We start from the raw sequence: 26686 nt of genomic DNA, 5'->3' as shown, positions 1-26686 counted from the left end.
CGCTATTTAGGCTTCTGATCTGGCTGGCTTTTTACGCCGGTATTTCGTGATCAATCGGAGCCGTCATGCCCCCACGCAACCACAAGCCGTGGTCCACCGCCCAATGGGCCGCCTCGGCCGTGCTGTGCCTGAGCCCGCTTGGCGTCGCTGCCCAGACCTCGACCGGCGCCGAAAGTCAGCGCAATACCACGGGCGACGACAGCGTGGTGGCGTTGCCGGGGCTGACCGTCAACGCCGAAGCGGGCGCGGCGAATGGGCTGGAAAGCCTAGAGACCCCGGCGCTCGGCGTCGCGATCGAAGCCGAGCAGATCGAGGCCACCAACACGATCAACACCGAGGACGCGATCCGCTATGCGCCGAACCTGATCGTGCGCAAACGCTATATCGGCGACGCCAACTCGACGCTGTCCTTTCGCAACACGCACACCACGCAGACGCCGCGCGCGCTGGTAACCGTCGACGGTTTTCTGATTTCCGACTTCCTCGGCGCGGGCTTCGACACCGCGCCCAAATGGGCCGTGTTGGGCCCCAGCGATATTGGCCGCGCCGAAATCATCTACGGGCCGACGTCGGCGCGTTATGCCGGCAACTCGCTGGGCGGCGTGTTGCGGCTGGAAACGCGCGACATCACCGAGCGCAAGCTGCGAGTCAACGTCCAGAGCTTCGCGCAGGACTACGACTACTACGACACCAGCGAGGATCTGCTCGGCTATGCGGTCGATACACAGATCGAAACGCCGGTGGGCGATGACGGCGGCGTGGCGCTGGCGTATCGGCATTTCAGCAACGAGGGCCAGCCGCAGCAGTGGCGTACCGCTGCCTCCGGATCGCCGTTCGCTGATCAGGCCACGGTGGACAACGAGCTCGGGTTTCCCCTGCGTATCGCGGCCCAGGATTCGGTGGTCGATTCCACCGAAGACCAGTTCCGCCTGCGCGGCGAGATCGGGCTGGACGACAACTGGCGCCTGCGTGGTCTCGGCGCGCTACTCATCGACCAGGAAGAACGGCTCAACCCGGAGAGTTTCCTCGTCGACGGCGCCGGCGATTCGACCTTCGTGGGTATCTCGGGTGTGCAGCGCTACACCTCGGAATCGACAGAGCTGCTGGCAGGCGTGGGCCTGGCCGGGCGGCTGGCCGGCTGGGATACGGATATCACCGTCAGCCGCTTCGAAACACTCGACGATCGCGCGCGCCAGTCCGACGCCGCGGACATCGACACCGGCATCATCCCGCGAACCGGACTGGTCACCGACAACGATTCCAGCTGGAACAATGCCGGCGTCACCGGCGAGCGCGGGTTCGGCGATCATGCGATCGCAACGGGCCTGTCCTATCGCAACTACAAGGGCAGCAGCCGTACCCGTACGACCGACGACTTTCTTGCGGCCACCAACCTGTCCGGTCGCAATGCGTCCGGCGGTGAGACGCGGCTGCTCGGCGCATTCGTCGAGGATGCCTGGGCGCTGGCCGAGCGTTTCACGCTGACGCTGGGGCTGCGTTACGAGCAGTGGCGTGCGAGCGACGGCTTCCTAGTCGACGACGACAACGACGTGACGTATCCGACCCGCCGCCGTGATGCCTGGTCGCCGAAGGCCGCTCTGACATTCACACCCGACGCCGATACCGAAATCGTGTTCTCGGCGGCCAAGGCGACACGCTTTCCGACGATCGGTGAGCTTTATCAGGCGGACCTGATCGCGTTCGGCCCCAACGTGGGCACGCTGGACCTCAACGGCTTCAACCCGGATCTCGAACCGGAGCGGGGTGTGGATCTACAGCTCACCGGTACCCGTCGCTTCGGCAATGTCGCGGTCACGCTGTCCGGCTATCGCCAGATGGTTAAAGACACGCTGTTCTCGCAGTCGCTGATCGTGCCGGATGCCGCGTCGGGGGATCCGACAACCCAGTCGCTGGTCACCAATATCGACGAAGTGGAAAGCTGGGGCGCCGACCTCATCGTGGCCGCAAACGACGTGTTCATCCCCGGACTCGGCCTCGATGCCAACCTGTCCTGGAACGATACGAAGATCAGCGAGAACGCGCTCAACCCCGAGCTCAAAGGCAACCGCTTTCCGCGGGTGCCCGAGTGGCGGGCCAATGTCTCGGCGCGCTACGCAGTCTCGCCGAAACTCGATCTCGCAACCCATTTCCGCTACCAGAGCACGCCGGAGCGCAACCTTGAGAACGACAGCAGCTCGCGCTGCGAGACGTACTTCTGTGTCTCCTCGTTCCACTTCGTGGACATGAAGGCCACGGTGCATCTGGATTCTGTGGATCTCGACTTCGGCGTCGACAACGTCTTCAACGAAAAGGCGTTCGTGTTTCATCCCTACCCGGGCCGTACCTTCGTTGCCGGGCTGCGCTATCGCGGAGACTTCTGATCGCTACCGTCAACCCGACCGACGCCGGCCGCGAGGACACGCCGCCACGAACCGAGCGCTGGTATCGCACGGTGTGGCGCTGGCATTTCTATGCCGGCCTGTTCACCGTGCCCTTCATCCTGTGGCTGTCGGTGACCGGCGGCATCTATCTGTTCAAGCCGCAGATCCAGGCACTGATCGATCGTCCATACAACGATCTGGCGCTCGAGCGGCAGCCGTTGCCGCCATCGGCGCTCATTACGGCCGCGCAGAGCGCGGTGCCGGGGTCCGTGCTGCATCGCTATGTATTGCCGGCGGCCGACAACGATGCCCGCCAGATACTGGTGGGCGAGGGCGCGCAGCAGACGCGTGTGTACGTGCACCCGGCCACCGGCGCTATTCTCAAGCAGGTAGAGGAGCAAAGCCGTTTCCTGCGCCTGGTGTTTCATCTGCACGGTGAGCTGTTGGCGGGGCGCTGGGGCTCGATGCTGGTCGAGCTGGCCGCCAGCTGGGCGATCGTGATGCTGCTGACAGGGCTGTTTCTGTGGTGGCCGCGACAGACGACCCGACTGGCCGGCGTGCTTTACCCGCGGTTGCAACGGCGCGGGCGCATATTCTGGCGCGACATGCATGCGGTGACCGGCGTGTGGGTATCGCTGTTCGCGATCATCCTGATTCTGTCGGGGCTGCCCTGGGCCAAGAACTGGGGCAGCTATTTCAACGCCGTGCGCAGCCTGACCGGCACCGCGTCCGTTTCCCAGGAGTGGTCGCGTGGCAGCGCCGCCGAGGCCGAACTGCGAAGTCGCCTCGATACGGGCGCGCGTGCGGCCCTTGCGACCGACGGCTCAGCGCCCACCAGCGGCAAGGCTTCATCGGTCAGGATCGATCGCATGATCGCGAAAGCCGGTACGCTCGGCCTCGCGCCTCCTGTCGAGATCTCCCCACCGGCCGACGGAAAGCGCTACTGGCTGGTGAAATCGCAGACCGCCAATAGGCCACAGCGCAGCAGCGTGGAGATGGACCCGACGACCGGGCGGGTGATGGGCCGGAGGGACTTCGCAGACGGGCACTGGATCGATCGCACGGTCGGCTACGGTATTGCGCTGCACGAAGGCGCGTTCTGGGGTCTGGCGAACCAGCTATTCAATCTGGTCGTGCTGCTCGGCCTGGTGGTGCTTTCTGTCTCCAGCGTCGTGTTGTGGCTGCGGCGCCGACCACAGAAACAGCTGGGCGCGCCGGAGCCCAAGGGAAGACGGCCGCGCAGCGTGATGCTGGTTATCGCCGTACTGGCGCTGGTCGTGCTCGTGCCGCTGTTCGGTGCCTCGCTCGCGTGCGTGCTGATGGTCGAGCGTCTGCTTCTTGGCCGCTGGAAAAGTGCGCGGCGGTTTCTGTCGTTACGGAACGTTGCGCGCGGCTAGCGCCGTAGATGACGAAGGTGCGGCGACCGAGGCCTTGAAAGTGCGGCCTGGCGCCTGGGATCAGCGTTGCGCCTTGCTGCCTTTCTTCATTCTTCGGCAGAACGATGCGTGCCGAAGAAGTCGGGCATTCAAACGGACAGGTTCAGGTCGGCCAGAATCGCTTCGATCGCGCGGATGATCGCTTGCGATTTCGCCTCGTCGAGGGCGTCGTCATGGGGCCGGCCGAATGCGCCCTTGTCGTTGTCGAAGTACTTTCCGGAAGCCGTCGAGAATTCATCATCCAGCGCGGCGCGCACCAGTATGTCTGCGCCTTGTCGCACGTCGCCGCCATTCATACCGAAAGCCTCGCTCACCATTTTCGTGCCCAGCAGCGAGCCGGGATTCACGGCGATGATTGCCGGGCCGCTGTCTTCGAGCGACAAGGCCAGGCTGCGAGACCACATGGTCAGTGCCAGCTTGCTCTGCGCATAAGCGGCGTTGTCGGATAACCGGCCTTCGCCGCGCAACGCGTTCGAATCAACCGGCGATTGCGCCGCCGAGGACAGGTTGATCACACGCCCCTGCGGTCCGAGCAGCGGCAGGAGTCGCTGCGTCAGCAAGTAAGGGGCGATCGTGTTGACCGCGAACCGCACATCGAGCCCGTCCGGCGTGAAGGGTTCCGGCGTTTTGTAGACGCCCGCATTGTTGATCAGCACATCGAGCGCCGAGTGTTTTTCTGTGAGCGCCTGGGCGAACGCTTCCACGTCGGCCATACGCGACAAATCCGCCACGATACTTTCAACGCGGCCGGCGGTGGCCATCGCAGAAAGCGTTTCAGCGGCCTGTGCCAGCTTCGCGGGATTTCGCCCGTGTACCAACACGTGGTGGCCTGCCGAGACCAGCAGTTTCGCTGTTTCCAGGCCGATACCGTCCGTCGAGCCGGTCACGAGAATCGTCTTCTTCGTTGCCATGCGCTGTGCTCCAGTAAGCCGTCAGTGCGGTTGTTTTGTAATCAACGGATATCAATAACTACCTTGCCGATGGATTGTCCTCCCGTCAGCCGATCGTAGGCCTGGCCGACTTCTTCGAGATTGAATCGCTGTTCATCCAAGAGTGGCTTGAGAGCGCCGGCGTCCACGATCTCGCTGAGCTGGTTCAGGATCGTGCCGTGCGCTTCGCGCCGGTGGTTGTGCAGCATCGGGATCAGCATGAATACGACGTGCAGCGACAAGCCTTTGAAGTGTGCGGGCGTAAGATCCAGTTCTGCCATGGAGACCGTCGTGGCCACGTGGCCGTTCAACGCCGCCGCTTCGAAAGAGTTCGTCAGGTTGGCGCCGCCCACCGAGTCGAAAACCACGTCGAAGCCCGCGCCTTGGGTGTATTTTTCGACATAGTCCGCGACGGCCTCGGATTTATAGTCGATGGCGGGCACGCCGTAGTTCTCGATCACGCGGAGCTTGTCGTCGCCCGTGCCGGTGGCATAAACCTCGGCGCCGAAATGCTGGGCCAGTTGCAGGGCGACATGGCCGACGCCGCCCGCGCCGCCGTGGACGAGCACTTTCTGGCCGTCCTGGATATTGGCTCGCTTCAAGCCTTCATAGGCGGTGATGCCTACCAGCGGCAGTGCTGCTGCATCGCGCATGGACAGGCTCCGGGGCTTGTGCGCGATCAAGGCCGCGTCGGCCCGCATGTACTCTGCGAGCGCGCCGCGCAGATCCGCGAGCCCACCGGCACAGCCGTAGACCTCATCGCCCGGCGCGAACGCCGTCACGCCTTCGCCTACGGCTTCGACCGTACCGGCGAAATCCATGCCCAGAACCGCGGGCAGATCCGGCGCGAGCGGCAGATTGTCCTGGCCCAGCTGGCGAATCATCGTATCGACCGTGTTCACACTGGTTGCGGCGATGCGTATCAGCACGTGCCCGGCCGTTACCGCAGGCTCGGGAACTTCAGCGGCCTGGAACTGGGCGTGTTCGCCGTATTCATAAAGAGTCATTGCTTTCATCGGATATCTCCTTAGCGCTGCACTCGAACCGTGGTTCGGCGATATCGGGCGTAGCGCGGGCGTTGAGCGTGATTGGGGTGTGAGATGGAGGTCGAGCCGGTCGCAGGCCTGCTCGCCCACCGGGTTAGCGGTTCAATAGGTGCGGGCGAAACATCCTGTTACGGGTTCGATGGATCGCTTCGAGTTTCGGATCGTCGAGATCATTCAGAATCAGGCAGCCTCAGTACCTGACGAGCGCTCGGCTTTCGATGCTCTTTCTCGGTATTTCAGCGCTGTGGTCGCACACCATGTCGAGCGCACTGTGTGCAATCGAGGGCTTGCCCTGGTTGTCGTAGATGTTGAAGAACGCCACTTCATCGGGCGTCATGTCCGACAGATACACCCATTCATGGGCGTTGTTTGCGACCAGGCCCAGGATAGAACCCACCCGGTCGGGATAGATCAGCTTGATCGTGAGCCAGTCCTTTTCGGCGACCGAGCGCGGGCGCACGAAGCCGAGCGGAGCGTTCGTGATCGGATTGCCGACCGGGCGCCATACATTGACGAAGCTGAAATGCCCAGCTTCCCAAGTCTTGGCTTTTTCATCACCGAGTAAGTCTCTCAGTCGGCGGTGGGCCCCTTCCGGGCTGTAGTCGCTATGGACGTTACGAGCCGGCTTGCGCGTGGCGTCCGGATCGTTGACTCGAACGGTGTGGTCGAAAATGACGACTTCCCGCGCGCCGGCTCGTTCGGCTAGCAGGTCCGTGAGCTCGCTGTTGTATGCTTTTTCCCAATCGATTGTTACATCGAATTTTTTGACAGCCGAGACGCTTTTAACGAAGGACACGCTGTCCGCAGCAAAACTGACCGGCTCCAAGTCTTCGCGCGCGTCCGTAACCAGGATCTTGGTCGGCACGAGTTCGGGCGAGATAAGGTTGCCCACTACGCCGCCGGCGTCGATATGAAACGCCTGCTGCTCGGGGCTGGCTATATGGTAGTTGACCGTTGCTGTGGCTTGCATAGGTTGTTTCTCTCCATCTCGTAACGGGGCCGCACCGACGAACCGCCGGTGTAGCCGTTTTCGGGGCCGCTCGGCTTAATCCGCTAATGCGTCTTCGCCTTTGATAAGCACGTGGTGGCTTACGGAACCTTCGGTCCGTGCCTGGAGATGTGGCCTGTACTCTTCATCACTCACAAAAGCCTTCGCGGCTTCTTCGGATGGCCACTCGATGATGATCTGCAGCGCTGCGTCTTCGCGGTTTCCTTCGAGACGCTCGTGGTTCGAGGTGCGTGCAAGAAATTTTCCGCCATGCGCGGCGACGCGCTGATTTACGACGGGGATGTAATCGGCAACCCATTCATCGGTGATGGGCGTGACGGCGAGGATCGAATAGTAGGTCGTTTGTTCCTGGGCAGACGCCGAGGAAACGACCATGCCGAAAACGGATGCGAGTAATAACTTTTTCATTGTTGCGTTCCCTTGCTTGAATATTTCTCGATCGATGGTCTCGCTGTGGGCGACACGGCACGGCGTCACGCGCGATCAGGCGAGGTCGTCCTTGGCTTCGATAAGAAAATGGTGGCTGATCGATCCGGCGGTCCGGGCCTCGCGGTGGGGCACATAACCGGGATCGTTCATGAAGGCCTGGGCGGCCGACTTCGAAGGCCATTCGATGATGATGCGAAGGGCAGCGTCTTCGCCGCTGCCTTCCAGGCGTTCGTGGCTTTCGGTCCGGGCCAGGTACTGGCCGCCGTGCCTGGCGACGAGTTCGTTCGCCGGCTCGATATAGTCCGGAATCCAGTCCTCGTTGGTGGGCGTGACTTCCAGAACGGAGTAGTAGGTCATGGCGCATCTCCCGAGAGGGCGAATCCCCCTGATGCATCGAAGACTATCCTTATCCCAATGAAAGATAATCAGGCTTGTGGCGTTTTTATAATTCGGACATTTTTGATAAATGGATATCCTGTCTCTTCGCCTGTTTCTGCGAGTTGCCCATCTAAGCGGTGTGTCGGCGGCGGCGCGGGACCTGTCGCTATCGCCCGCGACTGCGAGCGCGCGACTCGCCAAGCTCGAAGAGACGGTGGGGGCCCGCCTGTTCAACCGCACGACACGCGCGGTGTCGTTGACGACGGACGGTGCTGCGTTCCTGCCTTATGCGCAGCACACCATCGAGACGATCGAGGCAGGCCTCGGCGCCGTCAGCGGGAAGGGCGAAGAAGCACAGGGTCTGTTGCGCATGACGATGCCCGGCTCCTTTGGCCGCATGCATATCGTTCCGGCTCTAGCTGCGTTTCAAGATCGCCATCCGCGCGTCAGTCTCGACTTGCGGCTATCCGACGAGGTACTCGACGTGGTCGAGGGTGCCTATGACCTGGTGATTCGGAATGCACCGCTGGCGGATAGCAGTCTGGCCGTAAGACAGCTCGCGCCTGATCGCCGTCTGCTGGTCGCATCGCCCGGCTATCTGGTTCAGCACGGCACGCCCGTCACGCCGGAAGAGCTGATCGAACACCGCTGCATCACCTTTCCTGGCGGCGGGCAGTGGAAATTCGTGAACGGCCAGTCGATCCGCGTGCCGCGGTCGTTCGTCGTCAACGACGGCGAGGCCATGCGCAACATGATCGAAAATGGCCTGTGTGTAGGGGTAAAATCGGTCTGGAATGCCTACGAGAGCTTGCGCTCAGGCCGGCTCGTCCAGGTACTGCCGGACTACCCGTTGATCACGACGTCGTCGATCTCGGCGCTGTATCCGAGGAATCGGATCGTCGCACCGAAGGTTCGCGCGATGATCGATTTCCTCGTCGAGCAGTTCGCGCCGGTCCCCCCGTGGGAGCGCTAGATCCCTGCGAGAGTTGCCTTTCGCTCGACGGTGATTCTGATGAGGTCTATGGATGCATCCTCTCGAATTCGCCACGAGCGCGGTCCCTGGACGGCGTATCGGGTGCGTGACGGGGCGACAGAATCGTCGGGCGTTTATCGATTTTCTCGAGTCCGGGACGCGGGCACGGCCATGAGCTGAAACAGCCACAAAAATTTAATCTTCCAGCCTATTCAGAATGGCTTGCGTTAGCCGTAATATACCGGCGACAAAGCTACTCGGCGCTCGCCGAGCGTCGTCCATCAGCTTCAGTATTTGCCGTGAAAGCGCTGATTTCGTTCGGTCTGACCCTCTATCGCGATTGCGCGGCGGCGTACCGGCGTCTGTCTCGCGTGCGCGCGCTGTTTGCCTGGTGGTGGATGTTGCGTTCCCGGCGCTACATCGTGCTGCGCAATCTCGTCATCCAGACGCCCGGTACTGCGATCCACGTCGGGCTGGTCGTCGTCAGCACGCGGGGACTGTTCATTGTAGAGACACTGGATGCCCGGCAGCCACAGGAATCGGGTTCTGCCCATTGGTTCGAGTGCGGTCGGTCCGTCGTCAGCTGCTATGACGACCCGATGCATCACTGCATCGAGCAGGCTCGCCAGATTGCCGATGTAATCGAGGAAAACGTCAGCTTTGTCAGTCCGGTGTTGCTGATCGCCGATGCCGGCGCTTTGCCCGAAGATCGGCCGCCTCATCTCGTGAGCGATCGCGGGCTGGTCGACTATATCCGCAGTTTTAGGGTCGAGGTGTTTTCCAGTCGGCGCACACAGCAGATCGTGTCGCAGTTGTCGGCGGGCACGGCCGAGCCGGTACGCCTGGCTGCCTGAGCCCCCGTATTGCGTGCGGAAGGCCTGTTGTCGTTCAGTCGGGGACTCGAATGCGTCGTTGGCGTGGCCAGGCGTCCCCACGCGCGTGTGAATTTTTCGCTGCGAGCCAACAATTAACCGGGCTGCGCTGAGACGGTTACCCAATCGGCAGCAGGCACGAAAAAGCCCGGCCGCCGTGAGGCAGACCGGGCTTGTACGCGTCGCTTAAAACGCTAGGCGTTGTCGAACAGCTTCTTGCGCAGGTCAAGCTTGCTGAACTTGCCGGTCGACGTGCGCGGGATCTCGTCCACGAACACGTAGTTGTCCGGCACCATCCATTTCTCCATGCGCTCACGCAGGTAGGCCGCGAGATCCTCGGCGGAAAGCTCTCGGCCTTCGCGCAGAACGACGGCGGCGAGAGGGCGTTCGCCCCATTTCTCGTCCGCCTGGGCGACAACCGCGGCTTCGGCGACGTCATCGTGGCCCATGATCTCGTTTTCGAGCTGCACGGAGGAGATCCATTCGCCGCCGGACTTGATCACGTCCTTGGTGCGGTCGGTGATCGTGATATATCCGTCGGTGTCGATGGTGGCGATGTCGCCCGTGCGCAGCCAGCCATCAGCAGTGAATTTCTCTTCGCTATTCTCGAGACGGTAGTAACTGCCGGTGATCCACGGCCCGCGGACCTGGATTTCGCCCATGTCCTTGCCGTTCCAGGGCAGGGATTGGCCGTCATCACCCATGATGCGGGTATCCACGAAGGGCACCGGCATGCCGGCGGTCGCGCGGCGGGCGTATTGCTCGTCCTCCGACATCTTCTGGATCGCCGGCTTCAGGCGCGCGGCTGAGGCCAGCGGTGAGGTCTCGGTCATGCCCCAGGCCTGCACGATCTTGCAGCCGTACTTGTCGAAACGGCGAATCATCGACTCGGGCACCGCAGAGCCGCCGACCGTCATGCTCATGCCATCGACCAGCTTCCAGCGATTAGGTTCGGCGTCCAATGCGTTGAGGATGCCCATCCAGATCGTCGGCACGCCGGCGGTGACGTTGACCTTTTCGCCCTCGTAGACGTTGAGCAGGCTTTCCGGATCCATATGCGGACCCGGGTAGACCTGCTTGGCGCCGGTCATCGTCGATACATAGGGCAGGCCCCAGGCGTTGACGTGGAACATCGGCACGACGGGCAGGATCACGTCGTTATAGGACAGATTCAGCGTGTCCGGCGTGGCTGCGGCCATGGCGTGCAGCACGCTCGAACGGTGCGAATAGACCACGCCCTTGGGCTTGCCGGTGGTGCCGGAGGTGTAGCACATGCCACAGGCGTCGCGTTCGTCTTTTTCGGGGTAGACGAATTCGCCTTCGGCCGAGGCCAGGAAATCCTCGTAGCTCTCCATGCCGTCGGGCACCGGCTTGCCGGCCAGCGGCACGACGATGATCTTCTCGAAGTTCACCTTGTCGGCGAACTTCTCGTACAGCGGTAGCAGTACGTCGTCGATGATCAGAATGCGGTCTTCGGCGTGATTGACGATCCATGCCACGTCGTCCGGCGGCAGGCGCAGGTTGAGCGTATGCAGTACCGCGCCGGTAATCGGAATGCCGAAATAGGCTTCCAGATGGGCGTGCGTATTCCAGGAAAAGGTTGCAACCCGGTCGCCGTGCTTGATGCCGGCCTGGGTCAGCGCCTGGGCCAATTGCTTGGCGCGCCGGACCATATCCGCATAGGTCTGCCGGTGCAGCGACTTGTCCGGCATGTGGGTGACGATTTCGACGTCGCCGAACTGAGCCCCCGCGCGCTCAAGAATGTCGTCGAGCAGCAGCGGTCGGTCCATCATCGTGGATTGCATGAGATCTCCTCTTGTCAGTGTTTAACGGTGTAACGATTTGTTCTTGTCACCGCCACCGAGCATCGCATTGGCGTTGATCGATCGTCCATATTCGTTGGTCTATACCTATAACCGGTGCACGCCAAAAGCGGTAATCATCGTTACAAAAGGCCGTCAGAATGCCGTTTCGACAGGGTGAATGCGGAACCGGCGGCGATATTCAGTTGCCATATGGCTGACGGCGTAGTCTGTGTGCCGGGCGGCGGTAGCGCGCATATCGCGCTTCGGCGCCGAACTGACGGAGGAAGTACGTCATGAAGAAACAACTGTTGTCTCTACTGTTTTCCACCGCTCTGGCCGTAGGCCACGCCGGCGGCGTGATGGCCGGTGAGTTGAATGTCGACGAGATGCAGGCCGAGCTGGATGCCGCCACGCCTGAACAGCCGGCAGACTTTTCCGGCCACGACCTGAGCCGGCTGGATCTGTCCGGCATGGATCTGTCGGGTGTCAATCTCGCGGGCGCCAATCTGAGCAATGCGCGGCTGGAAAACACGAACCTCGAAGGGGCCAATCTTCTGGGTGCGAATCTCGATGGCGCCTGGCTGATCGGTGCGAACTTCGCCAACGCGAATATGCAGGACATTCATCTGTTCGGGCCGGTGGTGGCGCGGGGTCTGGAACCGTCGCGTGAGCAGTCGCCGGTATTCGCGGGCGCTGATTTCAGCGGTGCACGCGTGATCGCCAAGCTGTCGCAGGGCAATAGTGATGGCGCGAACTTCAGCGGAGCCAACCTCGGCGCGGACATGAAAAACCAGTCCATGGGCCTGATGCGCTTCGAAGCCGAAGGCGCCCAGCTGGCCGAGGCCGATTTTTCGGGCGCCAAGCTCAATCATGCGTTGTTTCGGTTCGCCAACCTGACCGGCGCGGACTTCAGCGATGCCGATATCCGCAGCGCCGAGTTCAACGGCGCGGACCTGAGCGGGGCGAACTTTACCGGGGCGGATGCGACCGGCGCGGACTTTTCCGATGCGATCCTGACCGACGCTGAAGGCATGGACAGCGCCACCGGGATGAGCGTCGAGAACGCGGGCTAGCGCCGCGTTCTAACGCGGCCAGGCCAGCGCCAGCCCGGCAACCAGCAAAACGACATAGACCACTCGACGAAAGCGCAGCTCGTCGATGCGATCGTGCAACCGTTCGCCAACGAATACGCCGAGCACCAGTAGCGGCAGGTAGAGCGCGATATGGCCAAGCGCCGGGCCCAGGCTGCCGTCGAGCGCGAAGGCGAGCGTAAGTGCGGCGTTGAGCGTGAACCACACCACCACCAGAGTGGCGCGAAACCGTGCCTTGTCCAGATCGACACCAGCGAGCGCATAGACGAGTAGCGGTCCGCCCGAGGCGAACAATCCGTGGGTGATACCGGCGACAAACGTCCAGAACCGCGTCCACCATGTTGGGCGCGCGGGCGCATGTTTTGAGTTCAGGCTTGCCCAGAGCGCACGTGCCGCAAACCAGACGACCAGCAGGCCGAACAGATGCTTGAGCAGGTCTTCGTCCAGCCAGGGCCGCAGTGCGTAGCCGGCCAACGTGCCCAACGCCATCAACGGCAGCACCACGCGCAGCAGCGTTGGTAGATCGATATGCTGGCGGTACTTCAGCGCCAGATAACCGGTCATGACGATATTCAGCGGTACGAGTACCGGTAGCAGCGCCGGTATCGGCAGCAGCAACGCGCCCAGCGACAGCGAGATCACGATGCTGCCGAAGCCGGTCATGGCCTCCACGGCGTAGGCGAGCAGGATGAATACGCCGAGCAGCAGCCACGGCGTGGCGAGCAGTTCGGGCGTCATCGCGGTTCCAGTTCGCTCGCGAGCTTGCGCGTCATCAGATGCTGATAGAGATCGGGCGCGAGCCGCCAGAGCAGGCTGGAGAACCAGGTCAGCCGATCGGGGAAAAGCCGGCGCTCTCGTTTTTTGGCGGCGGTCACGATCCGCTCGGCCATCCAGCCGGCGCTGCGGATGCTGCCCACGGTCGACCGCTTGTGGGCAGCGGGCCGGCCGTCGCCGCCGAGCGCGTTGGTCTCGATCGGGGTATCCAGAAAGCTCGGGTAGACCATGAGGATACTTACGCCGTCCGCCGCGATCTCGCCGCGCAGGGTTTCGAAGAACTGGCCGAGCGCGGCTTTGGCGCTGCAATAGCCGGCGCGCCCGAGAACCGGCATCCAGCCGGCCATCGAACCGATATTGATGATCTGGCCGCGGCTGGCACGCAGCAGCGGCATGAGCGCGAGCGTGAGTGCCACCGGCGCCTGCCAGTCCACTGCCATGACCTGACGCAGCACGGCCATGTCGGTCTGGCAGGCGAGGCTGCGATGGGTGATGCCGGCATTGTTGATCAGCACGTCGAGCCCGCCGATGTCGGCTTCGATAGCGGCGATGAGTTCGGCCACCGCCTTGTCGTCGGTGAGATCCACTGCGTAGTGGTGGATCCGCTCGGGTGCCGCCGCGGCGAGATCCGCGGCCCGCTCGAGCAAGCGTTGCCGATCGATATCCACCAGAATCACGTCGGCGCCGCCGGCGAAGAACCGTTGCGCCAGCGCCCAGCCCAGCCCCGACGCGGCGCCGGTGATCAGCACGCGTGTCACAGCTGGGCTCGCCGGCGGGCGTGTTCGAAGAAATAGTCGAATACTTCGGCGCTGGTCTTGGCCGGGGTGAAGCCGAATTCCTGCTTGAGCCGTCGGTTCGACAGCACCGGCCGGTAGCGCAGGAAATCGATCTGGCTCGGGCGATGCCGGGTCAGCCCCAACGCGTGGCCGAGCCACAGCCCGGCCTTGACCACGGCGGCCGGCACGCGCAGCAACGGCTTGCCCAGCCGGGCCGCGATCTCGTCGATGGTCAAAGCGCCGTCGCCGGCCATGTTGTAGATGCCGCGGGCGCCGGTTGCGATGCCGCGCAGGATGGCATCGACCACGTCCGCGTCCCAGATGAACACGAAGGGCGAGTCTGAACCCGTGATGGCGAGCAGCCGTCGGCCGCTGAACAGGCGCGTGATCTGGTTGTCGGTGTGCGCGCCGAGCACCGTGCCCGGGCGGAATATCAGCTGGGACAGTTCGGGGCGTGCGCCGCGGTATTCGGCCAGCAGGGCCTCAACCGCCCGCTTGTGGTCCGCATAGGCGAACTCGGGATTGCCGCGCAGGGCGTCTTTCTCGTCCAGCCAGGCCGGGTTGTCGGCGTGATAGCCGTAAGCCGCGCCCGAACTGGTGACGATCAGCTGGCGAACGCCGGCCGAGACACAGGCCTCGAGCACGTTGCGGGTGCCGTTGACGTCGATATCGTAGTCACGAGCGCGGTCACCGGAATCTTCCAGTACCGCGGCGAGATGCACGATCTGGGTGATGCCCCGTTCGCGACAGATCGTGGCCAGCTGCGCGTCACGGATATCGCATTCGATGATCGGGCACGGCGGGTCGGCCGGCACGCGGATATCCAGCCCCACGACATCGTGGTCGGCTGCCAAACGCTGCGCCAACTGGCGGCCTATATAGCCGGCGGCACCGGTGATCAGGATGCGATTAGTCATGGCGTTCGTCCGCGCTGCGCGACCAGAGCAGGGCGAGCGTGAGTCCGGAGACCAGATGCCAGGTCCCCCAGAAGGCCGCGATCAGGATCATGCCGGAGGCCTGCGGAAAGAAGGTGAACAGGATCGACAGCCCGAGCCCCGAATTCTGGATGCCGACCTCCATCGTGACTGCCCGCCGGTCGCCACGCGAAAGGTGCAGGGCATAGCCGCCGGCCGCGCCCAGGCCCAGCGCCAGCGCGTTCTGGCCAACCACGAGCGCGACGATGCGCTCGGCGTTGGCCAGAAACACGTCCATGTTCTGGGCAAATGCGATGGCCACGAAGCCCAGCAGCACGAACAGCGACGCCAGCCGCAGAGGCTTCTGGGCGCGTTCGGCGAAACGCGGTGCATGCCGAGCGGTGAGCATGCCCAGCAGCAGCGGCAGAGCGAGCACCGCGGCGACCAGCATGAGGATATTGAGCGGGTCGAGCGCGATCTCGGTGACCAGCGCACGGGTCTGCGGATTCAGCCAGCCGTAGAAGGCGAAGTTGAACGGTGTGAGCACGGTCGCGGCCAGGCTGGAGACCGCGGTCATGCTCACCGACGCGGCGACGTTCGCCCGTCCGATCCAGGTCATGATGTTCGAAAACGTACCGCCCGGGCAGGCCGCCACCAGCATCATGCCCAGCGCCAGCTCCGGGTCCACGTTGAACGCCCAGGTAACCAGACAGGTGGCCGCGGGCAACAGCAGGAACTGGGCCAGCAGCCCGACCAGCGGCGCGCGCGGATCGCGCACGATACGGGCGAAATCGTCGACCTTCAGCGACAGGGCAACGCCGAACATCATGCACGCCAGGATGGCGTTGAGCACGATCAGCGCGGCGGGATCGAACTGCATGATCGGTCAGGCCGCCGTGTTCTTTTCGAGCGCCGCGATATGGCCGCGCACCTGCTTCAGGTAGCTGTCCTTGTGCACGTAGTAGGCCATGCGCGGCAGGGGCAGGTAGGCATAGCCGCCGTCGATACGGTCGGCCGCGTGCGCTTTCTTGCGCTGCTGGAGCTCGCGCGCGCCGGACTGGTCGGCGGCGAGCTGGCGAATATAGAGCGCGACCATCTGTGCTTGCAGGTTGCGGCCTTCCCAGCCCAGGCCGGTCGCTTCGATCATGCCCATTAGGAACAGGTTGTCGTGCTCGGGATGGAAGACGTTGAGATACAGGCTCGGCGCATCGCCAGACGACCAGTTCAGATGCTGCGCGTCGATGAACGGGTAGTGCAGCTTGTAGCCGGTGGCCAGCAGAATCAGGTCGTAGTCGGCCTGCTCGCCGTCGGTGAAGGTCACGGTATGGCCCTGCATGTCGGCGATATCGCGGCGTGGGGTGATATCGCCGTGGCCGAGATGATGCAGTACCAGTGAGTTGATCACCGGATGTGATTCGTACATGCGGTAGTCCGGATCGGGCAGGCCGTAGTCGCTGGGCTTGCCGACCACCATCTGGATCAGTTTGGCGTCGAGCCGCTGCTTGAGCCCGCGCGGCAGCTTGAACTTGCCGCCGAGCGTGTCGGTCGGGCGTCCGCCGATGAACTTGGGCAGGAAATGATAGCCACGGCGTACGGATAGATCGACGCGCTTGGCGTGATGCACGGCATCGACGGCAATATCGCAGGCGGAGTTGCCGCACCCGACGATCAGCGCCCGCTTGTCCTTGAACATGTCAGGCGAACGATAATCGCTCGCGTGCAGTAGCGCGCCGTCGAACTCGCCCGGCAGATCGGGCCGGTTGGGTTCGTGCAGCGTGCCGTTGGCGATGAGCACGCCATCGAAAACACGAAACTGACGGTTGCCGGCGTGTTCGGTCAGGATCTGCCAGCCGTCAGCATGCCGCTCGATCGACACGACGCGGGTGGCGAATTCATAGCGCCGGTAGAGATCGAAATGGCGCGCGTAGTCGCGGAAATACTGCTTGAGCTGCCGATGCGTGGGGTAGGTCGCCATCGACTCCGGCATGGGGAATTCGCTGAACTCGGTCATGCCCTTGGACGAGATCAGGTGCGCGCTTTCATAGACCGTGCTGTGCGGGTTGTCGATATCCCACAGCCCGCCGACGTCGTCGTGCAGTTCGAAGCCGACGAAGTCGATGTCGTAGCGATCTAGGTTGCGGGCGCTGGCCAGGCCCATGGGCCCGGCGCCAATAACGGCATACATCGAAAGGCATCTGTGGCGGTTTTGCTATGGTCTCGACTGTAGAACGCTGCGGAGTCAAGCGACATGGCATTTCGGGACAGCCCCGCCGTCTATTCGGGACATCCGGGCGATCGGCCGGCCTCGGCGGGTATTCGCTGCTAGCGTCATGTCTGCACGCGCTTTCCGCATCGAACCCACGGTCACCCCGCGCTTTACCCGCGCCCTGCTGCAGGCCGCAGTACGGCGGGACATAGCGGTGCCGCAAGCGTTGGTCGCGGAGCTGGAAGCCGGCGATCGTGTCGCGCTGGCTGCACAGGACCGGCTCTGGGGTTATCTGTGCGCCCACGATGACGACCCCTTGATCGGTCTAGAGCTCGGACTGTCGATTCAGGTCGGGCATCTGGATACCGCCGGCATGCTCCTTATGAGCAGCAACACCATCGGCGAGGCGCTTGATGCGCTGCTCGAATACCACCCGATCGTCGGTGAAGGCGGCAGCTTTGCCCTGCACCGCGGCGATAACCTGTGCACGCTCATCTACGAACCGCACTACGCCACGCGCTGCAGCGAACGCGTCGAGGCCGTCATGGGTTGCCTGCTTGCCTTGACCCGCTGGACCACGGGCGAGACCTTCCGGCCGGCGGCGGTGACCTTCGTCCACGCGCCGCTGGCCGATCCCGCGCGTTATGAACAGCGGCTGGGCGTGCCGGTACGGTTTCGCGGCGCCAGCAATGCGTTGTCCTTCGATGCCGCCAATCTCGCGTTGCCACTCAGCCAGGCCAATCCGGCGCTGTACGGGCATCTGCAGCGATTGGCGACCGACGAACTCGACGCCTTGGGCAGCCGCTCGCTGGCTGCGCGTATCGGTCATATTCTGGCTGCTCATCCGAGCTGGGGGCGCGAGCGCGTCGCGGGCGAACTCAACATCAGCGCGCGCCATCTGGTGCGCCGGCTGGCCGCCGAAGGCGAGAGTTTCAAGCAGCTCCACGATGGTCTGCGTCGGCAGCTCGCCGAGCGCGCCCTGCGTGACAACGAGCGTATCGGCGATATCGCCCAGCGCCTCGGCTTTGCCGACGAAAGCGCGCTGGCGCGCGCCTTCAAGCGCTGGACCGGCGTCACCCCGGCGCGTTTTCGCGAACAGGGCCGGCCGACGGAAGAAGCGCGTATCGGGAGCGTGGACGGCGGTTGAGTCCGCGCTGCGTTCTCGATTGGCCTTTGCTCACCCATACTTGGCGGTATAGTTCTGCGCTGTTGTCGAACACGGGACAGGCGCATGCGCTACTGGGAAGATTTCGAACTGGGGACGGTGGAAAGCTACGGCGCCTACGAGGTGACCGAGGCCGAGATCATCGAATTCGCGACGGCTTACGACCCCTTGCCGTTTCATGTCGACCCCGAGGCCGCGAAGGACAGCCCCTACGGCGCGTTGACCGCGCCGGGGCTGCTCACCTGTTCGATCTTCATGCGTCTGCTGGTCGATCATCTGTTGCTGGACGCTGCTTCGATGGGATCGCCCGGGGTGGATTCGGTGCGCTGGCTCAAGCCGGTCTATGCCGGCGATACGCTGTCGGTGCGCCAGGAGGCGCTGTCCAAGCGGGTTCTGGAAAGCCGGCCGGAAATGGGTCTGATCAAGAATCGTTTCGAGGTGCTCAACCAGCACGGCGAGCCGGTTTGCGATATCGCTTCCAACGGCCTGTTCCGGCGTCGCGACAGCGAAGGAGCCCCGGCATGATCCACTACGAGGATCTCAACATCGGCGACAGCGTCGATCTCGGGCCGACCAGCGCGAGTGCGGACGAGATGGTTGCCTTCGCGAGCCGCTACGACCCGCAGCCGTTTCACCTGAGCGACGCGGGTGCGGCGAACACCTATTTCGGCACCTTGGCGGCGTCGGGCTGGCATACCGCGGCACTGACCATGCGTCTGATGATGACCGGCCGCGACGAACCGTTGGCCAGTCTCGGTTCGCCTGGTTTCGAGAATCTGCGCTGGCGCCGGCCGGTGTATCCGGACGATGCGCTGACCGCGCGGGTGACGGTCGCCGACAAACGGCTGTCGAAGTCTCGCCCGGAGATGGGGTTGGTGCAGTTTGAAGTCGAGACACGCAATCAGGACGAGGTCGTGGTGATGAGTTTCGTATCCACTTCGATGATGGCGCGCCGCGAGCCCGACTGACTCCGCGTCAGCGACCGGCGCTCATCGGGTCGAGCCGCAGGCTGCAGCCGGGCGTGAACGTGCCGGCGCGTTCGGCTACCAGGCATACGGCCCGCGCGACCAGTGCCGGTTGTTCCAGCTGAATATAGTGACCACTGTCGCGGGCGATGAAATGCACGGTGCCCGGATGGGCGTCGACATACTCCTGCTGCAGTCGTCGCCATAGCCGTTCGCTGGCGGGCGGGTAGTCGGCCGAGGTGCCGATGCGCGCGCCGCGACTGACGACCACGATCGGGATATCCGGCAGCGGCGGCGCGATGGCCACCTGATGTTCGCTTTCACGAAAGCCCGCCAGTTCGTGATGCGCGGTACGCCAGGTCACCGGATCGTGGCTGAGTGCGCGGGCCTGCGCCGCTTCGGCCGGCGCCAGATTGGGTGGCACATGGCTGTTGATCGAGATATGAAATACGCCGGTGGGCGCGATGCGCACGCCCAGCTCGGTCTCGTAGCGCGCAATCTGGTTCACCTGGCTGCTGTCGACCAGCACCAGTCCGGCCGTGTCCTGCGAAAAACGTGCGGCGAACAGCTGCATGTTCCAGCCGCCGAAGGAATGGCCGACGAGCAGGTAGGGCGGGGCAATGCCGGCGCGCTCGAGCAGGTCGTGCAGCTCATGAACAATCACGGCACTGGTGCGGGGTGGCAGCGCGGCGTCGCTTTCGCCGTAGCCGGGTCGATCGTAGCTGCACACGGGCAGACTCTCGGCGATCATCGGCTGCAGGCGCGACCAGACCAGAGCGCTGTCGCCGAGTCCGGAATCGAGTATCACCGTAGGCTCGCCCGGGTCGGCGGCCGGGCCGCTGCACGTGAGTTGCACACGGCCGGCGTCGGTATCCACGAACCGAACGTGTTCGATCGCGTCCGCGCTGATCGCCCAGAGCAGAACCCATCCGGCGGCTAGCCACACGGCTGCGCAAACATGGCGGCCTCCACGACCGCGATTCGAGTCGAAGCCTGCCATCTCGACCCCCTGACGCTTGAGGTCCTGATATTACGATGATCAGGCGCAGCGGGTTGCGTGCCTTGCGCACGCCAAGGCGTCAGGCGCGGTGGGACTCGCCGAGATATTCGTTCGAGCTCATCTCCTGCAGGCGGCTGGCGGTACGCTCGAACTCGAACTCCAGGTGCGTACCCTGATAGAGATCGTCGGGTGCGGCTTCGGCCGTGCAGAACAGGTTCACGCGCCGGTCGTAGAACTCGTCGACGGCGTTGATAAAACGGCGCGCGGCGTTGTTCTCGTCGTCGTCGAAGACCGGCACGTTGGAGACCATGATGGTCGAGTACTCGCGCGCCATTTCGATGTAATCGTTGGCCGAGCGATTGCCGCGGCAGAGGTCCTCGAACTCGAACCAAACGACGCTGTCCGCGCGCTGGCGCACCGGAATCTTGCGCCCAAGGATCTTCACGTTGCCGCCCTCGACCGGCCGGCCGGTTGCGAGCCGGTCGAAGTGATCGGCGAGCACACCGTCGGCGTCGTCACCCGTGGGCGTCTGGTAGGTGGCGGCATCGTCGATGCGATCGAGCCGGTAATCCGTGCCGTCGTCCAGATGCATCACCGTGCAGTATTGCTTGATGCGTTCGATCGCCGGCTTGAAGCGTTCACGCTGCAGGCCGTCCTTGTAGAGATCGTTCGGATCCACGTTCGAGGTGGTCACGAGCGTCACGCCGCGCTCGAACAGCTCCTCGGTCAGGCGCGCGAGGATCATGGCGTCGGCCACGTCGGAGACGAAGAACTCGTCGAAGCACAGCACGCGATCGCTGGCCCATTCCTTGGCGATGAGCTTGAGCGGGTCGGTCTTGTTCGCGTATTTCTTGCGCGCCTCATGCACCTTCTGCATGAAGCGATGGAAATGCAGACGCGACTTTTCCTCGAACGGCAGGTTCTCGTAGAAGCAATCCATCAGATAGGTCTTGCCGCGACCCACGCCGCCCCAGAGATACAGCCCCTTGACCGCTTCACGTTTGGATTTTCCAAACAGGCTTTTCTTGGTCGTGGGGTTTGCCAGAAGTTCGTCGTGAATCGCCTGGAGCGCGTCGACGGCTTTCTCCTGTGCCGGATCGCGTACGAAGTCGTCGCGCGCGAGATCCGCGTCGTAGCGCGCGCGGGGCCCCGCGGCGCTGTCGGCTGACACTGCCATGCAAACTCTCGTCGTCTAAATGAAAACTATTATACGCTCCGCGCCATGGCCGCTATCGATGCCCTAGACGACGAAACCGCCCGGACGATCGAGTCCTTTCTCGATGGCCTTTGGGCCGAGCGCGGCCTGTCCGATGCCACGCTCGGCGCCTATCGCAACGACCTGGCACATTTCGCCAAATGGCTGGACGGCCGCACCGGGCTGGTTAAGGTCGGCCGTGCCGATATCCAGGCCTATCTGGCCGCTAAGAACACGCCGGGTTCCAGCCCGCGCAGTGCGGCGCGCCTGTTGTCCAGTCTGCGCCAGTTCTATCGCTACCAGCTTCGCGCGAACACGATCGACGAGGACCCGACCGCGTTGATCGCGATGCCGACCCAAGGGCGACGGCTACCCAAAACGCTCACCGAGGCCGACGTCGAGGCGCTGCTTGCGGCTCCGGATACCGACAGCGATATCGGCCTGCGCGATCGCGCGATGCTGGAACTGATGTATGCCGCCGGGCTGCGCGTGTCGGAACTGGTCGGTGCCACCCGTGCGCAGGTGAATACGCGCCAGGGCGTGATCCGTGTGACCGGTAAAGGCCAGCGTGAACGCCTTGTGCCTTTGGGCCTGGCCGCGATCGATTGGCTCGAGCACTACATGCGCGAAGCGCGCGGCCTGTTGCTCGGCGCGAAACAGAGCGACGCACTGTTCGTGACTGGCCGAGGCGGCGGTATGACCCGCCAGAATGTCTGGTATCGAATCCGCGACTATGCCGCCCAGGCGGGCATACGTGGGGACGTTTCGCCGCATGGATTGCGTCATGCCTTTGCCACCCATCTGCTCAACCACGGCGCCGATCTGCGCGCGGTGCAGATGCTGCTTGGGCATGCCGATCTGTCCACCACCCAGATCTATACCCATGTCGCCCGGGCGCGTCTGCAGGCGCTGCACGCGACCCATCATCCGCGCGGCTGATAGGCGGCATGGCGCGCAATATCGAGATCAAGGCTGTGGTCGCCGACCCTGCCGCGCTACATCGGCGTGCTGTGGCACTCGCCACGGATGGTCCGTATGTGCTCGAACAGCACGATACGTTCTTCGAATGCAGCCGAGGTCGGCTCAAGCTGCGTCGGATCGACGACGGAACCGCCGAGCTGATCTTCTATCGGCGGCCGGATGCGACCGGGCCGAAAACCTGCGAATACGAACGCAGTCCGGTAGCCGACCCGGAGGCGCTGGCCGACGTGCTCGCCCAGGCCTGGGGCGTTCGCGGCGAGGTACGCAAGACGCGCACGCTCTATTTCGTCGAGCGTGCGCGCATTCATCTCGACCAGGTCGAGCGGCTTGGCGACTTCATGGAACTGGAGGTCGTGCTCGGCGCTGATGAATCGATCGCTCAGGGCGAGCGCGAGGCCGAGCGCCTGATGGCGGCACTCGGCATCGCGGATTCAGACTTGCTGGAGGGCGCCTATATCGATCGGCTGTCTGGCAAAGCCGATCCGGGCACGCGGGCCTAGCGCTCGAGCAGCTCGAGTTTGTTCGGCTTGTCGGCCCATTCGTCGGCATCGTCCGGCGCCGGCTTGATCTCGGTGATCACCGGCCATTTTGCGGCCAGTTCGGCGTTGAGCTCGAGGAAATGCGCCTGGTCTTCAGGCAGGTCGTCCTCGGAGAGGATCGCCTCGACCGGGCACTCCGGCTCGCAGAGGGTGCAGTCGATGCACTCTTCCGGATCAATCGCGAGGAAGTTCGGGCCCTCGTGGAAACAGTCCACTGGGCAGACCTCCACGCAGTCGGTGTATTTGCACTTGATGCAGTTCTCGGTGACTACGAACGTCATCCTGGATCGGGCCTCGTAACGGAACCTAAGATAGGCGACAGTTTATCAGGAGCTGCCGGTCTCTACGTTCGCCACGCGGTCCAGATTCATGGCCCGCCAGTCGTCGGCGCCGAGGTTGTCGATATGCAGCTCGAAGCGCCCGCGCCTGCGGTCGGCGAAATACTGGCTGAGCGCGCGGTAGATCGTGGGGAAGGCCAGCTGGGACCATTCGATCTCGTCTTCGCCGAGCAGGTCGACGAACTGACTTTCCTGGCCCGCGCCATAATGGCTGCCCGACAGCGTCGCGCGATAGAAGATATGCACCTGCCCGATATGGGTGACGTCGATCATGGTGAACAGTTCGGCGTCGGTCACCTCGGCCTGCGCTTCCTCGCGGGTTTCGCGCGCCGCGCCTTCGAAGATCGTTTCGCCGAGTTCCAGGAAGCCGGCCGGCAGGGTCCAGAACCCCAGTCGCGGCTCGATTGCGCGCCGACACATCAGGATCTTGCCTTCGTGCTCGACGATGCAGCCGACGACGTTGCGCGGGTTGTCGTAGAAGATCTCACCCGTCGCCGTGCAGATGTTGCGCTCACGATCGTCGCCGGTCGGAATCTTGTATTCGGTGGGGGCGCCGCAGTTGGGGCAGTAGGTCATGGGTTTCGGCATGGCGGAAGATTAGCAGACAAGAAGAGGCCGTCCCTGCACTGCTATGGTCTTAAACGGCACGAACCATGCAGCCCGGAGAGCCATGAATCCTTCGATCAATGAAAAGCATCCCGCCATGAGTCAAACCGATGTAGCCGCTCACGACGAAGCCCTGCGTGCCCAGGTGCGGGCGGCCGGGGTCCTGCTGGGCGACGTGCTGCGATCGCAGGCGCGCGACGGCGTGTTCGATACCGTCGAAACGCTGCGCCGCGGTTATATCGCGCTGCGCGAACAGGACGACCCCGACAAGCGCGCCGAGTTGCAGGCGCTGGTCGCGGACCTGCCGGCCGAGACCATGACCGAGGTCACGCGCGCCTTCGCCATCTATTTCAATCTCGCCAACCTGCTCGAGGAACTGCATGCGCATCGCACACGGCGCGCGCTGGCCGCCGACGGCAATCCGCAGTGGACCGGTTCGTTCAACCGTAGCTTCACCGATCTGGCGGCCGAGGGCGTGAGCCTGGAAGACGCGTTGGCGCGGCTCGAGCGGCTGTCGTTCATGCCGGTATTCACCGCGCATCCGACCGAGGCCAAGCCGCGCGCCGTGCTGGATGCGCTGCGCCGGTTGTTCGAATGGTTCCGCGAACTGGCTTTCGATACGCCGGACGAGCGCCGGCACGCCGAGATCGAGGAGCATATCCGCCAGAACATCCAGGTGCTCTGGAAGACCGAGGAACTGCGCGGTTCGCGCCCGACGGTCGAAGACGAGATACGCAACGGCCTCTATTATTTTCGTGCCTCGCTGTTTGCCAGCGTGCCGGTGATCTATCGCAATCTGGAACGCGCGCTGTCCAACGCCTACGGCGAAACCGTGGAGCCGCCCACGGTGCTCGATTTTGGTTCCTGGATCGGCGGCGATCGCGACGGCAATCCGTACGTCACCGCGCGCGAGACGCGCTACGCGCTTCGCATGCAGGCGCGCGAAGTGCTCACCGAATACCTGCGCCGTATCGACAATCTCGCCAGTCGGCTGTCGTTTTCTGCGCGTTGGTGCGAACCCAGCGACGCGTTCTGGCAATCGCTGGCCGACGACGAACAGCGCCTCGCGGCCCATACCGGCGTGCGTGCCGAACGCTTCGCAGCCGAGCCGTACCGGCGCAAGCTCTATCTCATGCGCCAGCGCATTGCGGCGATGGTCGATCAGCTGCAGACCGAGCTGCGCCTGCGCGCCGAGCGCAGCGAACGCAGCCCACTGGCCTACGACAGCGCCGCCGCGCTGATCGACGAACTCAGGATCATGCGCGAGTCCATGGTGGGCCACGGCGATCAGGCGATTGCCGATGACGAGATCAAAGATCTGCAGCGGCTTGTCCAGACCTTCGGTTTTCATCTGGCGCGGCTGGATCTGCGCGAGGAATCCACGCGCCACACCCAGTGCGTGCACGAACTGTTCGCCGCGCTGGAGATTTGCGCAGATTACGAATCGCTGGACGATGCGGCGCGCACGAAGATTCTCGCCGTCGAGCTGGCCCGCGACGAGGTACCGGATGTCGCCCGCGTCGACGTCTCCGGCGAGGTGGGCGATACGCTCGACAGCCTCGCCGTGGTACGCGAATTCACCCGCACGCTGGGCGGCGATGCCTTTGGCAGCTACGTGATTTCGATGACGCACAGCGTGTCGGACATGCTCGCCTTGCTATGGCTCATGCGCGCGACCGGCGTCTACGAGCCGGGCGAGGGCACGCCGCCGCTATCGATCGCGCCGCTGTTCGAGACGGTGGCCGATCTCGAGCATATCGAGCCGGTACTCGACGGCCTGCTCGCCCAGCCGGCCTATCGCGACTTCCTCGAAGCCCAGGCGACCGACGGCACGCGCCGGCAGGAAGTGATGCTCGGCTATTCCGATTCCTGCAAAGACGGCGGGATCATGGCCTCGCGCTGGCAGCTCTACAAGGCGCAGCAGCTGGCGGTCGCGGTCTGCGACCGGCACGACGTGGACAGCCTGCTGTTCCACGGCCGAGGCGGTACGGTCGGGCGCGGCGGCGGGCCGACCCATCAGGCGATCGTGTCGCAGCCGCCGGGCACGGTGCGCTCGCGTATCAAGTTTACGGAGCAGGGCGAGATGATCTTCGCCAAGTACAGCAATCCGGAAACCGCGGTCCACGAACTCACGCTCGGCATCACCGGCACGCTCAAGGCCAGCGGCTTTGCGACAGACGATACCGATCACTCGCGCGTCGCCGCGGCGCTGTCGGATACCGGCGAGCAGTTCTATCGGCGTCTGACTGAAGACACCGACGGCTTCTTCGATTACTTCTATGCGGCCACGCCGACCGCGGAGATCGGCGCGCTCAACATCGGCTCCAGGCCCGGCCATCGCAAGGCAGTCCGCGGCAAGTCGTCGATCCGCGCGATTTCCTGGGTGTTTGCCTGGGCCCAGTCGCGCCACACATTGCCGGGCTGGCTCGGCGTGGGGGCCGCGTTGGCCGACGGCGGCATCGACAACGAAGAGCTGGTTGCCCTGTATCGCGATTGGCCGTATTTCCGCACGATTATCGACAGCGTGCAGATGTCGCTGGCCAAGTCCGACATGCGCATCGCGGCGACCTATGCCGAGCTCGCGCCGGACAACGCCGAGGTGTTCCAGGCAATCCGCAGCGAGTACGAGCGCGCGGTTGAGCATATCCTTGCAATAACCGGGGAAAGCGAACTGCTGGACGACGACGTGGTGCTCAAGCGCTCGCTGGATCGGCGCCGGCCGTATCTGGATCCGCTCAATCATATCCAGATCACTGCACTTACGCGCTATCGTGAGGCCGGAGATCGGGCATGGCTGGATCCGGTGCTGCGCTCGATCAACGCCATTGCGGCCGGTATGCGCAATACCGGCTGATTTCCATGTCATCTGCCACAAGAA

Annotated in this window: 26 protein-coding genes; 11 read left to right on the top strand and 15 right to left on the bottom strand. The window is 63.6% G+C overall.

Translation table 11 applies throughout. The features are described 5' to 3' along the window. Window positions 1–65 precede the first annotated feature (65 nt). Both SADO_RS02785 and SADO_RS02780 read left to right on the top strand, forming a co-directional pair. Complete coding sequence (locus SADO_RS02785) at window positions 66–2381, top strand: TonB-dependent receptor (RefSeq protein WP_353109023.1); 2316 nt, start codon at window positions 66–68, stop codon at window positions 2379–2381. A gap of 71 nt (window positions 2382–2452) precedes the next feature. Continuing rightward, on the top strand, window positions 2453–3778 hold the full coding sequence (locus SADO_RS02780) for a PepSY-associated TM helix domain-containing protein (RefSeq protein WP_353109021.1): 1326 nt from the start codon (window positions 2453–2455) through the stop codon (window positions 3776–3778). 128 nt (window positions 3779–3906) lie between these two features. Here SADO_RS02780 and SADO_RS02775 read toward each other — a convergent pair whose 3' ends face one another. From SADO_RS02775 to SADO_RS02755, 5 genes are all read right to left on the bottom strand, one after another. Further along, entirely contained in the window at window positions 3907–4728 is an 822-nt protein-coding gene (locus SADO_RS02775) for an SDR family NAD(P)-dependent oxidoreductase (protein ID WP_353109020.1), read from the bottom strand. 41 nt (window positions 4729–4769) lie between these two features. Then, window positions 4770–5762 (bottom strand): zinc-dependent alcohol dehydrogenase family protein, encoded by a 993-nt coding sequence (locus SADO_RS02770; RefSeq protein ID WP_353109018.1) that lies wholly within the window; start codon window positions 5760–5762, stop codon window positions 4770–4772. Between the two features lie 220 nt (window positions 5763–5982). Then, the gene (locus SADO_RS02765; protein WP_353109016.1) at window positions 5983–6762 is read right to left on the bottom strand and encodes a CmcJ/NvfI family oxidoreductase; all 780 of its coding nucleotides are present in this window, start codon (window positions 6760–6762) and stop codon (window positions 5983–5985) included. 75 nt (window positions 6763–6837) lie between these two features. Then, window positions 6838–7176, bottom strand: coding sequence for a DUF1330 domain-containing protein (locus tag SADO_RS02760; RefSeq protein ID WP_353110067.1), 339 nt, complete (start codon window positions 7174–7176; stop codon window positions 6838–6840). Window positions 7177–7284: 108 nt separating this feature from the next. Further along, window positions 7285–7587, bottom strand: a complete 303-nt coding sequence (locus tag SADO_RS02755) for a DUF1330 domain-containing protein (protein WP_353109014.1) — start codon at window positions 7585–7587, stop codon at window positions 7285–7287. Between the two features lie 109 nt (window positions 7588–7696). Between SADO_RS02755 and SADO_RS02750 the strand changes: the two genes are divergently transcribed. Both SADO_RS02750 and SADO_RS02745 read left to right on the top strand, forming a co-directional pair. Continuing rightward, on the top strand, window positions 7697–8581 hold the full coding sequence (locus SADO_RS02750) for a LysR family transcriptional regulator (protein ID WP_353109012.1): 885 nt from the start codon (window positions 7697–7699) through the stop codon (window positions 8579–8581). A gap of 299 nt (window positions 8582–8880) precedes the next feature. Next, window positions 8881–9435: a nuclease-related domain-containing protein gene (locus SADO_RS02745; RefSeq protein WP_353109011.1), complete on the top strand. Its 555-nt coding sequence runs from the start codon at window positions 8881–8883 to the stop codon at window positions 9433–9435. A gap of 212 nt (window positions 9436–9647) precedes the next feature. Here SADO_RS02745 and SADO_RS02740 read toward each other — a convergent pair whose 3' ends face one another. Then, the gene (locus tag SADO_RS02740; protein WP_353109010.1) at window positions 9648–11258 is read right to left on the bottom strand and encodes a long-chain fatty acid--CoA ligase; all 1611 of its coding nucleotides are present in this window, start codon (window positions 11256–11258) and stop codon (window positions 9648–9650) included. Window positions 11259–11551: 293 nt separating this feature from the next. Here SADO_RS02740 and SADO_RS02735 point away from each other — a divergent pair, with 293 nt between their 5' ends. Then, window positions 11552–12331, top strand: a complete 780-nt coding sequence (locus SADO_RS02735) for a pentapeptide repeat-containing protein (RefSeq protein WP_353109008.1) — start codon at window positions 11552–11554, stop codon at window positions 12329–12331. Between the two features lie 9 nt (window positions 12332–12340). On the opposite strand, the gene SADO_RS02730 is transcribed toward SADO_RS02735, so the two are convergent. The 5 genes from SADO_RS02730 to SADO_RS02710 are packed head-to-tail and all read right to left on the bottom strand — an operon-like array spanning window position 12341 to window position 16998. Then, a complete protein-coding gene (locus tag SADO_RS02730; protein ID WP_353109006.1) occupies window positions 12341–13087 on the bottom strand; it encodes a sulfite exporter TauE/SafE family protein in 747 nt (248 codons plus the stop codon). Beyond that, window positions 13084–13881: an SDR family oxidoreductase gene (locus SADO_RS02725; protein ID WP_353109004.1), complete on the bottom strand. Its 798-nt coding sequence runs from the start codon at window positions 13879–13881 to the stop codon at window positions 13084–13086. Before SADO_RS02725 ends, SADO_RS02730 begins: the two co-directional genes overlap by 4 nt. Further along, window positions 13878–14816 (bottom strand): SDR family oxidoreductase, encoded by a 939-nt coding sequence (locus SADO_RS02720; protein ID WP_353109002.1) that lies wholly within the window; start codon window positions 14814–14816, stop codon window positions 13878–13880. The genes SADO_RS02725 and SADO_RS02720 overlap by 4 nt, the downstream gene beginning before the upstream one ends. Next, window positions 14809–15693 carry a bile acid:sodium symporter family protein gene (locus SADO_RS02715; protein WP_353109001.1) on the bottom strand — a complete coding sequence of 295 codons (885 nt, stop codon included), beginning with the start codon at window positions 15691–15693 and terminating at the stop codon, window positions 14809–14811. The genes SADO_RS02720 and SADO_RS02715 overlap by 8 nt, the downstream gene beginning before the upstream one ends. Window positions 15694–15699: 6 nt before the next feature. Beyond that, window positions 15700–16998 (bottom strand): flavin-containing monooxygenase, encoded by a 1299-nt coding sequence (locus SADO_RS02710; protein WP_353108999.1) that lies wholly within the window; start codon window positions 16996–16998, stop codon window positions 15700–15702. A 145-nt stretch (window positions 16999–17143) separates the two neighbouring features. Here SADO_RS02710 and SADO_RS02705 point away from each other — a divergent pair, with 145 nt between their 5' ends. From SADO_RS02705 to SADO_RS02695, 3 genes are all read left to right on the top strand, one after another. Next, window positions 17144–18166, top strand: a complete 1023-nt coding sequence (locus SADO_RS02705; RefSeq protein ID WP_353108997.1) for an AraC family transcriptional regulator — start codon at window positions 17144–17146, stop codon at window positions 18164–18166. Window positions 18167–18250: 84 nt separating this feature from the next. Further along, complete coding sequence (locus SADO_RS02700) at window positions 18251–18709, top strand: MaoC family dehydratase (protein WP_353108996.1); 459 nt, start codon at window positions 18251–18253, stop codon at window positions 18707–18709. Further along, the gene (locus SADO_RS02695; protein WP_353108994.1) at window positions 18706–19152 is read left to right on the top strand and encodes a MaoC family dehydratase; all 447 of its coding nucleotides are present in this window, start codon (window positions 18706–18708) and stop codon (window positions 19150–19152) included. The genes SADO_RS02700 and SADO_RS02695 overlap by 4 nt, the downstream gene beginning before the upstream one ends. 7 nt (window positions 19153–19159) lie before the next feature. On the opposite strand, the gene SADO_RS02690 is transcribed toward SADO_RS02695, so the two are convergent. Together SADO_RS02690 and zapE are read right to left on the bottom strand one after the other, a co-directional pair. Further along, complete coding sequence (locus SADO_RS02690) at window positions 19160–20095, bottom strand: alpha/beta fold hydrolase (protein WP_353108992.1); 936 nt, start codon at window positions 20093–20095, stop codon at window positions 19160–19162. Window positions 20096–20228: 133 nt separating this feature from the next. Beyond that, window positions 20229–21326 carry a cell division protein ZapE gene (zapE, locus tag SADO_RS02685; RefSeq protein WP_353108990.1) on the bottom strand — a complete coding sequence of 366 codons (1098 nt, stop codon included), beginning with the start codon at window positions 21324–21326 and terminating at the stop codon, window positions 20229–20231. Window positions 21327–21371: 45 nt separating this feature from the next. On the opposite strand from zapE, the gene xerD reads away from it, so the two are divergent. Both xerD and SADO_RS02675 read left to right on the top strand, forming a co-directional pair. Further along, complete coding sequence (gene xerD / locus SADO_RS02680; RefSeq protein ID WP_353108988.1) at window positions 21372–22283, top strand: site-specific tyrosine recombinase XerD; 912 nt, start codon at window positions 21372–21374, stop codon at window positions 22281–22283. Window positions 22284–22291: 8 nt separating this feature from the next. After that, entirely contained in the window at window positions 22292–22825 is a 534-nt protein-coding gene (locus tag SADO_RS02675) for a class IV adenylate cyclase (protein ID WP_353108986.1), read from the top strand. Here the strand turns inward: SADO_RS02675 and fdxA are convergent. Both fdxA and SADO_RS02665 read right to left on the bottom strand, forming a co-directional pair. Next, a complete protein-coding gene (gene fdxA / locus SADO_RS02670; protein WP_353108984.1) occupies window positions 22822–23145 on the bottom strand; it encodes a ferredoxin FdxA in 324 nt (107 codons plus the stop codon). The two genes, SADO_RS02675 and fdxA, sit on opposite strands and share 4 nt — an antisense overlap. 45 nt (window positions 23146–23190) lie before the next feature. Further along, window positions 23191–23778 (bottom strand): NUDIX hydrolase, encoded by a 588-nt coding sequence (locus SADO_RS02665; protein ID WP_353108983.1) that lies wholly within the window; start codon window positions 23776–23778, stop codon window positions 23191–23193. A 127-nt stretch (window positions 23779–23905) separates the two neighbouring features. Here SADO_RS02665 and ppc point away from each other — a divergent pair, with 127 nt between their 5' ends. Beyond that, window positions 23906–26662 carry a phosphoenolpyruvate carboxylase gene (gene ppc, locus SADO_RS02660; RefSeq protein WP_353108981.1) on the top strand — a complete coding sequence of 919 codons (2757 nt, stop codon included), beginning with the start codon at window positions 23906–23908 and terminating at the stop codon, window positions 26660–26662. The last annotated feature ends 24 nt before the right edge of the window (window positions 26663–26686 follow it).

The sequence above is a fragment of the Salinisphaera dokdonensis CL-ES53 genome (assembly GCF_040361215.1).
Lineage (GTDB): Bacteria > Pseudomonadota > Gammaproteobacteria > Nevskiales > Salinisphaeraceae > Salinisphaera > Salinisphaera dokdonensis.
Note: the sequence above shows the minus strand (reverse complement) of the source record. Positions and strands in the feature narration are given on the sequence as shown.

What these genes read in the sequence shown, in the direction of transcription:
- SADO_RS02785 (WP_353109023.1), top strand. Translation starts at nt 66, where the DNA reads ATGCCCCCACGCAACCACAAGCCGTGGTCCACCGCCCAATGGGCCGCC.
- SADO_RS02775 (WP_353109020.1), bottom strand. Translation starts at nt 4,728, where the DNA reads ATGGCAACGAAGAAGACGATTCTCGTGACCGGCTCGACGGACGGTATC.
- SADO_RS02770 (WP_353109018.1), bottom strand. Translation starts at nt 5,762, where the DNA reads ATGAAAGCAATGACTCTTTATGAATACGGCGAACACGCCCAGTTCCAG.
- SADO_RS02765 (WP_353109016.1), bottom strand. Translation starts at nt 6,762, where the DNA reads ATGCAAGCCACAGCAACGGTCAACTACCATATAGCCAGCCCCGAGCAG.
- SADO_RS02760 (WP_353110067.1), bottom strand. Translation starts at nt 7,176, where the DNA reads ATGGTCGTTTCCTCGGCGTCTGCCCAGGAACAAACGACCTACTATTCG.
- SADO_RS02755 (WP_353109014.1), bottom strand. Translation starts at nt 7,587, where the DNA reads ATGACCTACTACTCCGTTCTGGAAGTCACGCCCACCAACGAGGACTGG.
- SADO_RS02750 (WP_353109012.1), top strand. Translation starts at nt 7,697, where the DNA reads ATGGATATCCTGTCTCTTCGCCTGTTTCTGCGAGTTGCCCATCTAAGC.
- SADO_RS02740 (WP_353109010.1), bottom strand. Translation starts at nt 11,258, where the DNA reads ATGCAATCCACGATGATGGACCGACCGCTGCTGCTCGACGACATTCTT.
- SADO_RS02735 (WP_353109008.1), top strand. Translation starts at nt 11,552, where the DNA reads ATGAAGAAACAACTGTTGTCTCTACTGTTTTCCACCGCTCTGGCCGTA.
- SADO_RS02730 (WP_353109006.1), bottom strand. Translation starts at nt 13,087, where the DNA reads ATGACGCCCGAACTGCTCGCCACGCCGTGGCTGCTGCTCGGCGTATTC.
- SADO_RS02720 (WP_353109002.1), bottom strand. Translation starts at nt 14,816, where the DNA reads ATGACTAATCGCATCCTGATCACCGGTGCCGCCGGCTATATAGGCCGC.
- SADO_RS02715 (WP_353109001.1), bottom strand. Translation starts at nt 15,693, where the DNA reads ATGCAGTTCGATCCCGCCGCGCTGATCGTGCTCAACGCCATCCTGGCG.
- SADO_RS02710 (WP_353108999.1), bottom strand. Translation starts at nt 16,998, where the DNA reads ATGTATGCCGTTATTGGCGCCGGGCCCATGGGCCTGGCCAGCGCCCGC.
- SADO_RS02705 (WP_353108997.1), top strand. Translation starts at nt 17,144, where the DNA reads ATGTCTGCACGCGCTTTCCGCATCGAACCCACGGTCACCCCGCGCTTT.
- SADO_RS02700 (WP_353108996.1), top strand. Translation starts at nt 18,251, where the DNA reads ATGCGCTACTGGGAAGATTTCGAACTGGGGACGGTGGAAAGCTACGGC.
- SADO_RS02695 (WP_353108994.1), top strand. Translation starts at nt 18,706, where the DNA reads ATGATCCACTACGAGGATCTCAACATCGGCGACAGCGTCGATCTCGGG.
- zapE (WP_353108990.1), bottom strand. Translation starts at nt 21,326, where the DNA reads ATGGCAGTGTCAGCCGACAGCGCCGCGGGGCCCCGCGCGCGCTACGAC.
- xerD (WP_353108988.1), top strand. Translation starts at nt 21,372, where the DNA reads ATGGCCGCTATCGATGCCCTAGACGACGAAACCGCCCGGACGATCGAG.
- SADO_RS02675 (WP_353108986.1), top strand. Translation starts at nt 22,292, where the DNA reads ATGGCGCGCAATATCGAGATCAAGGCTGTGGTCGCCGACCCTGCCGCG.
- fdxA (WP_353108984.1), bottom strand. Translation starts at nt 23,145, where the DNA reads ATGACGTTCGTAGTCACCGAGAACTGCATCAAGTGCAAATACACCGAC.
- SADO_RS02665 (WP_353108983.1), bottom strand. Translation starts at nt 23,778, where the DNA reads ATGACCTACTGCCCCAACTGCGGCGCCCCCACCGAATACAAGATTCCG.
- ppc (WP_353108981.1), top strand. Translation starts at nt 23,906, where the DNA reads ATGAGTCAAACCGATGTAGCCGCTCACGACGAAGCCCTGCGTGCCCAG.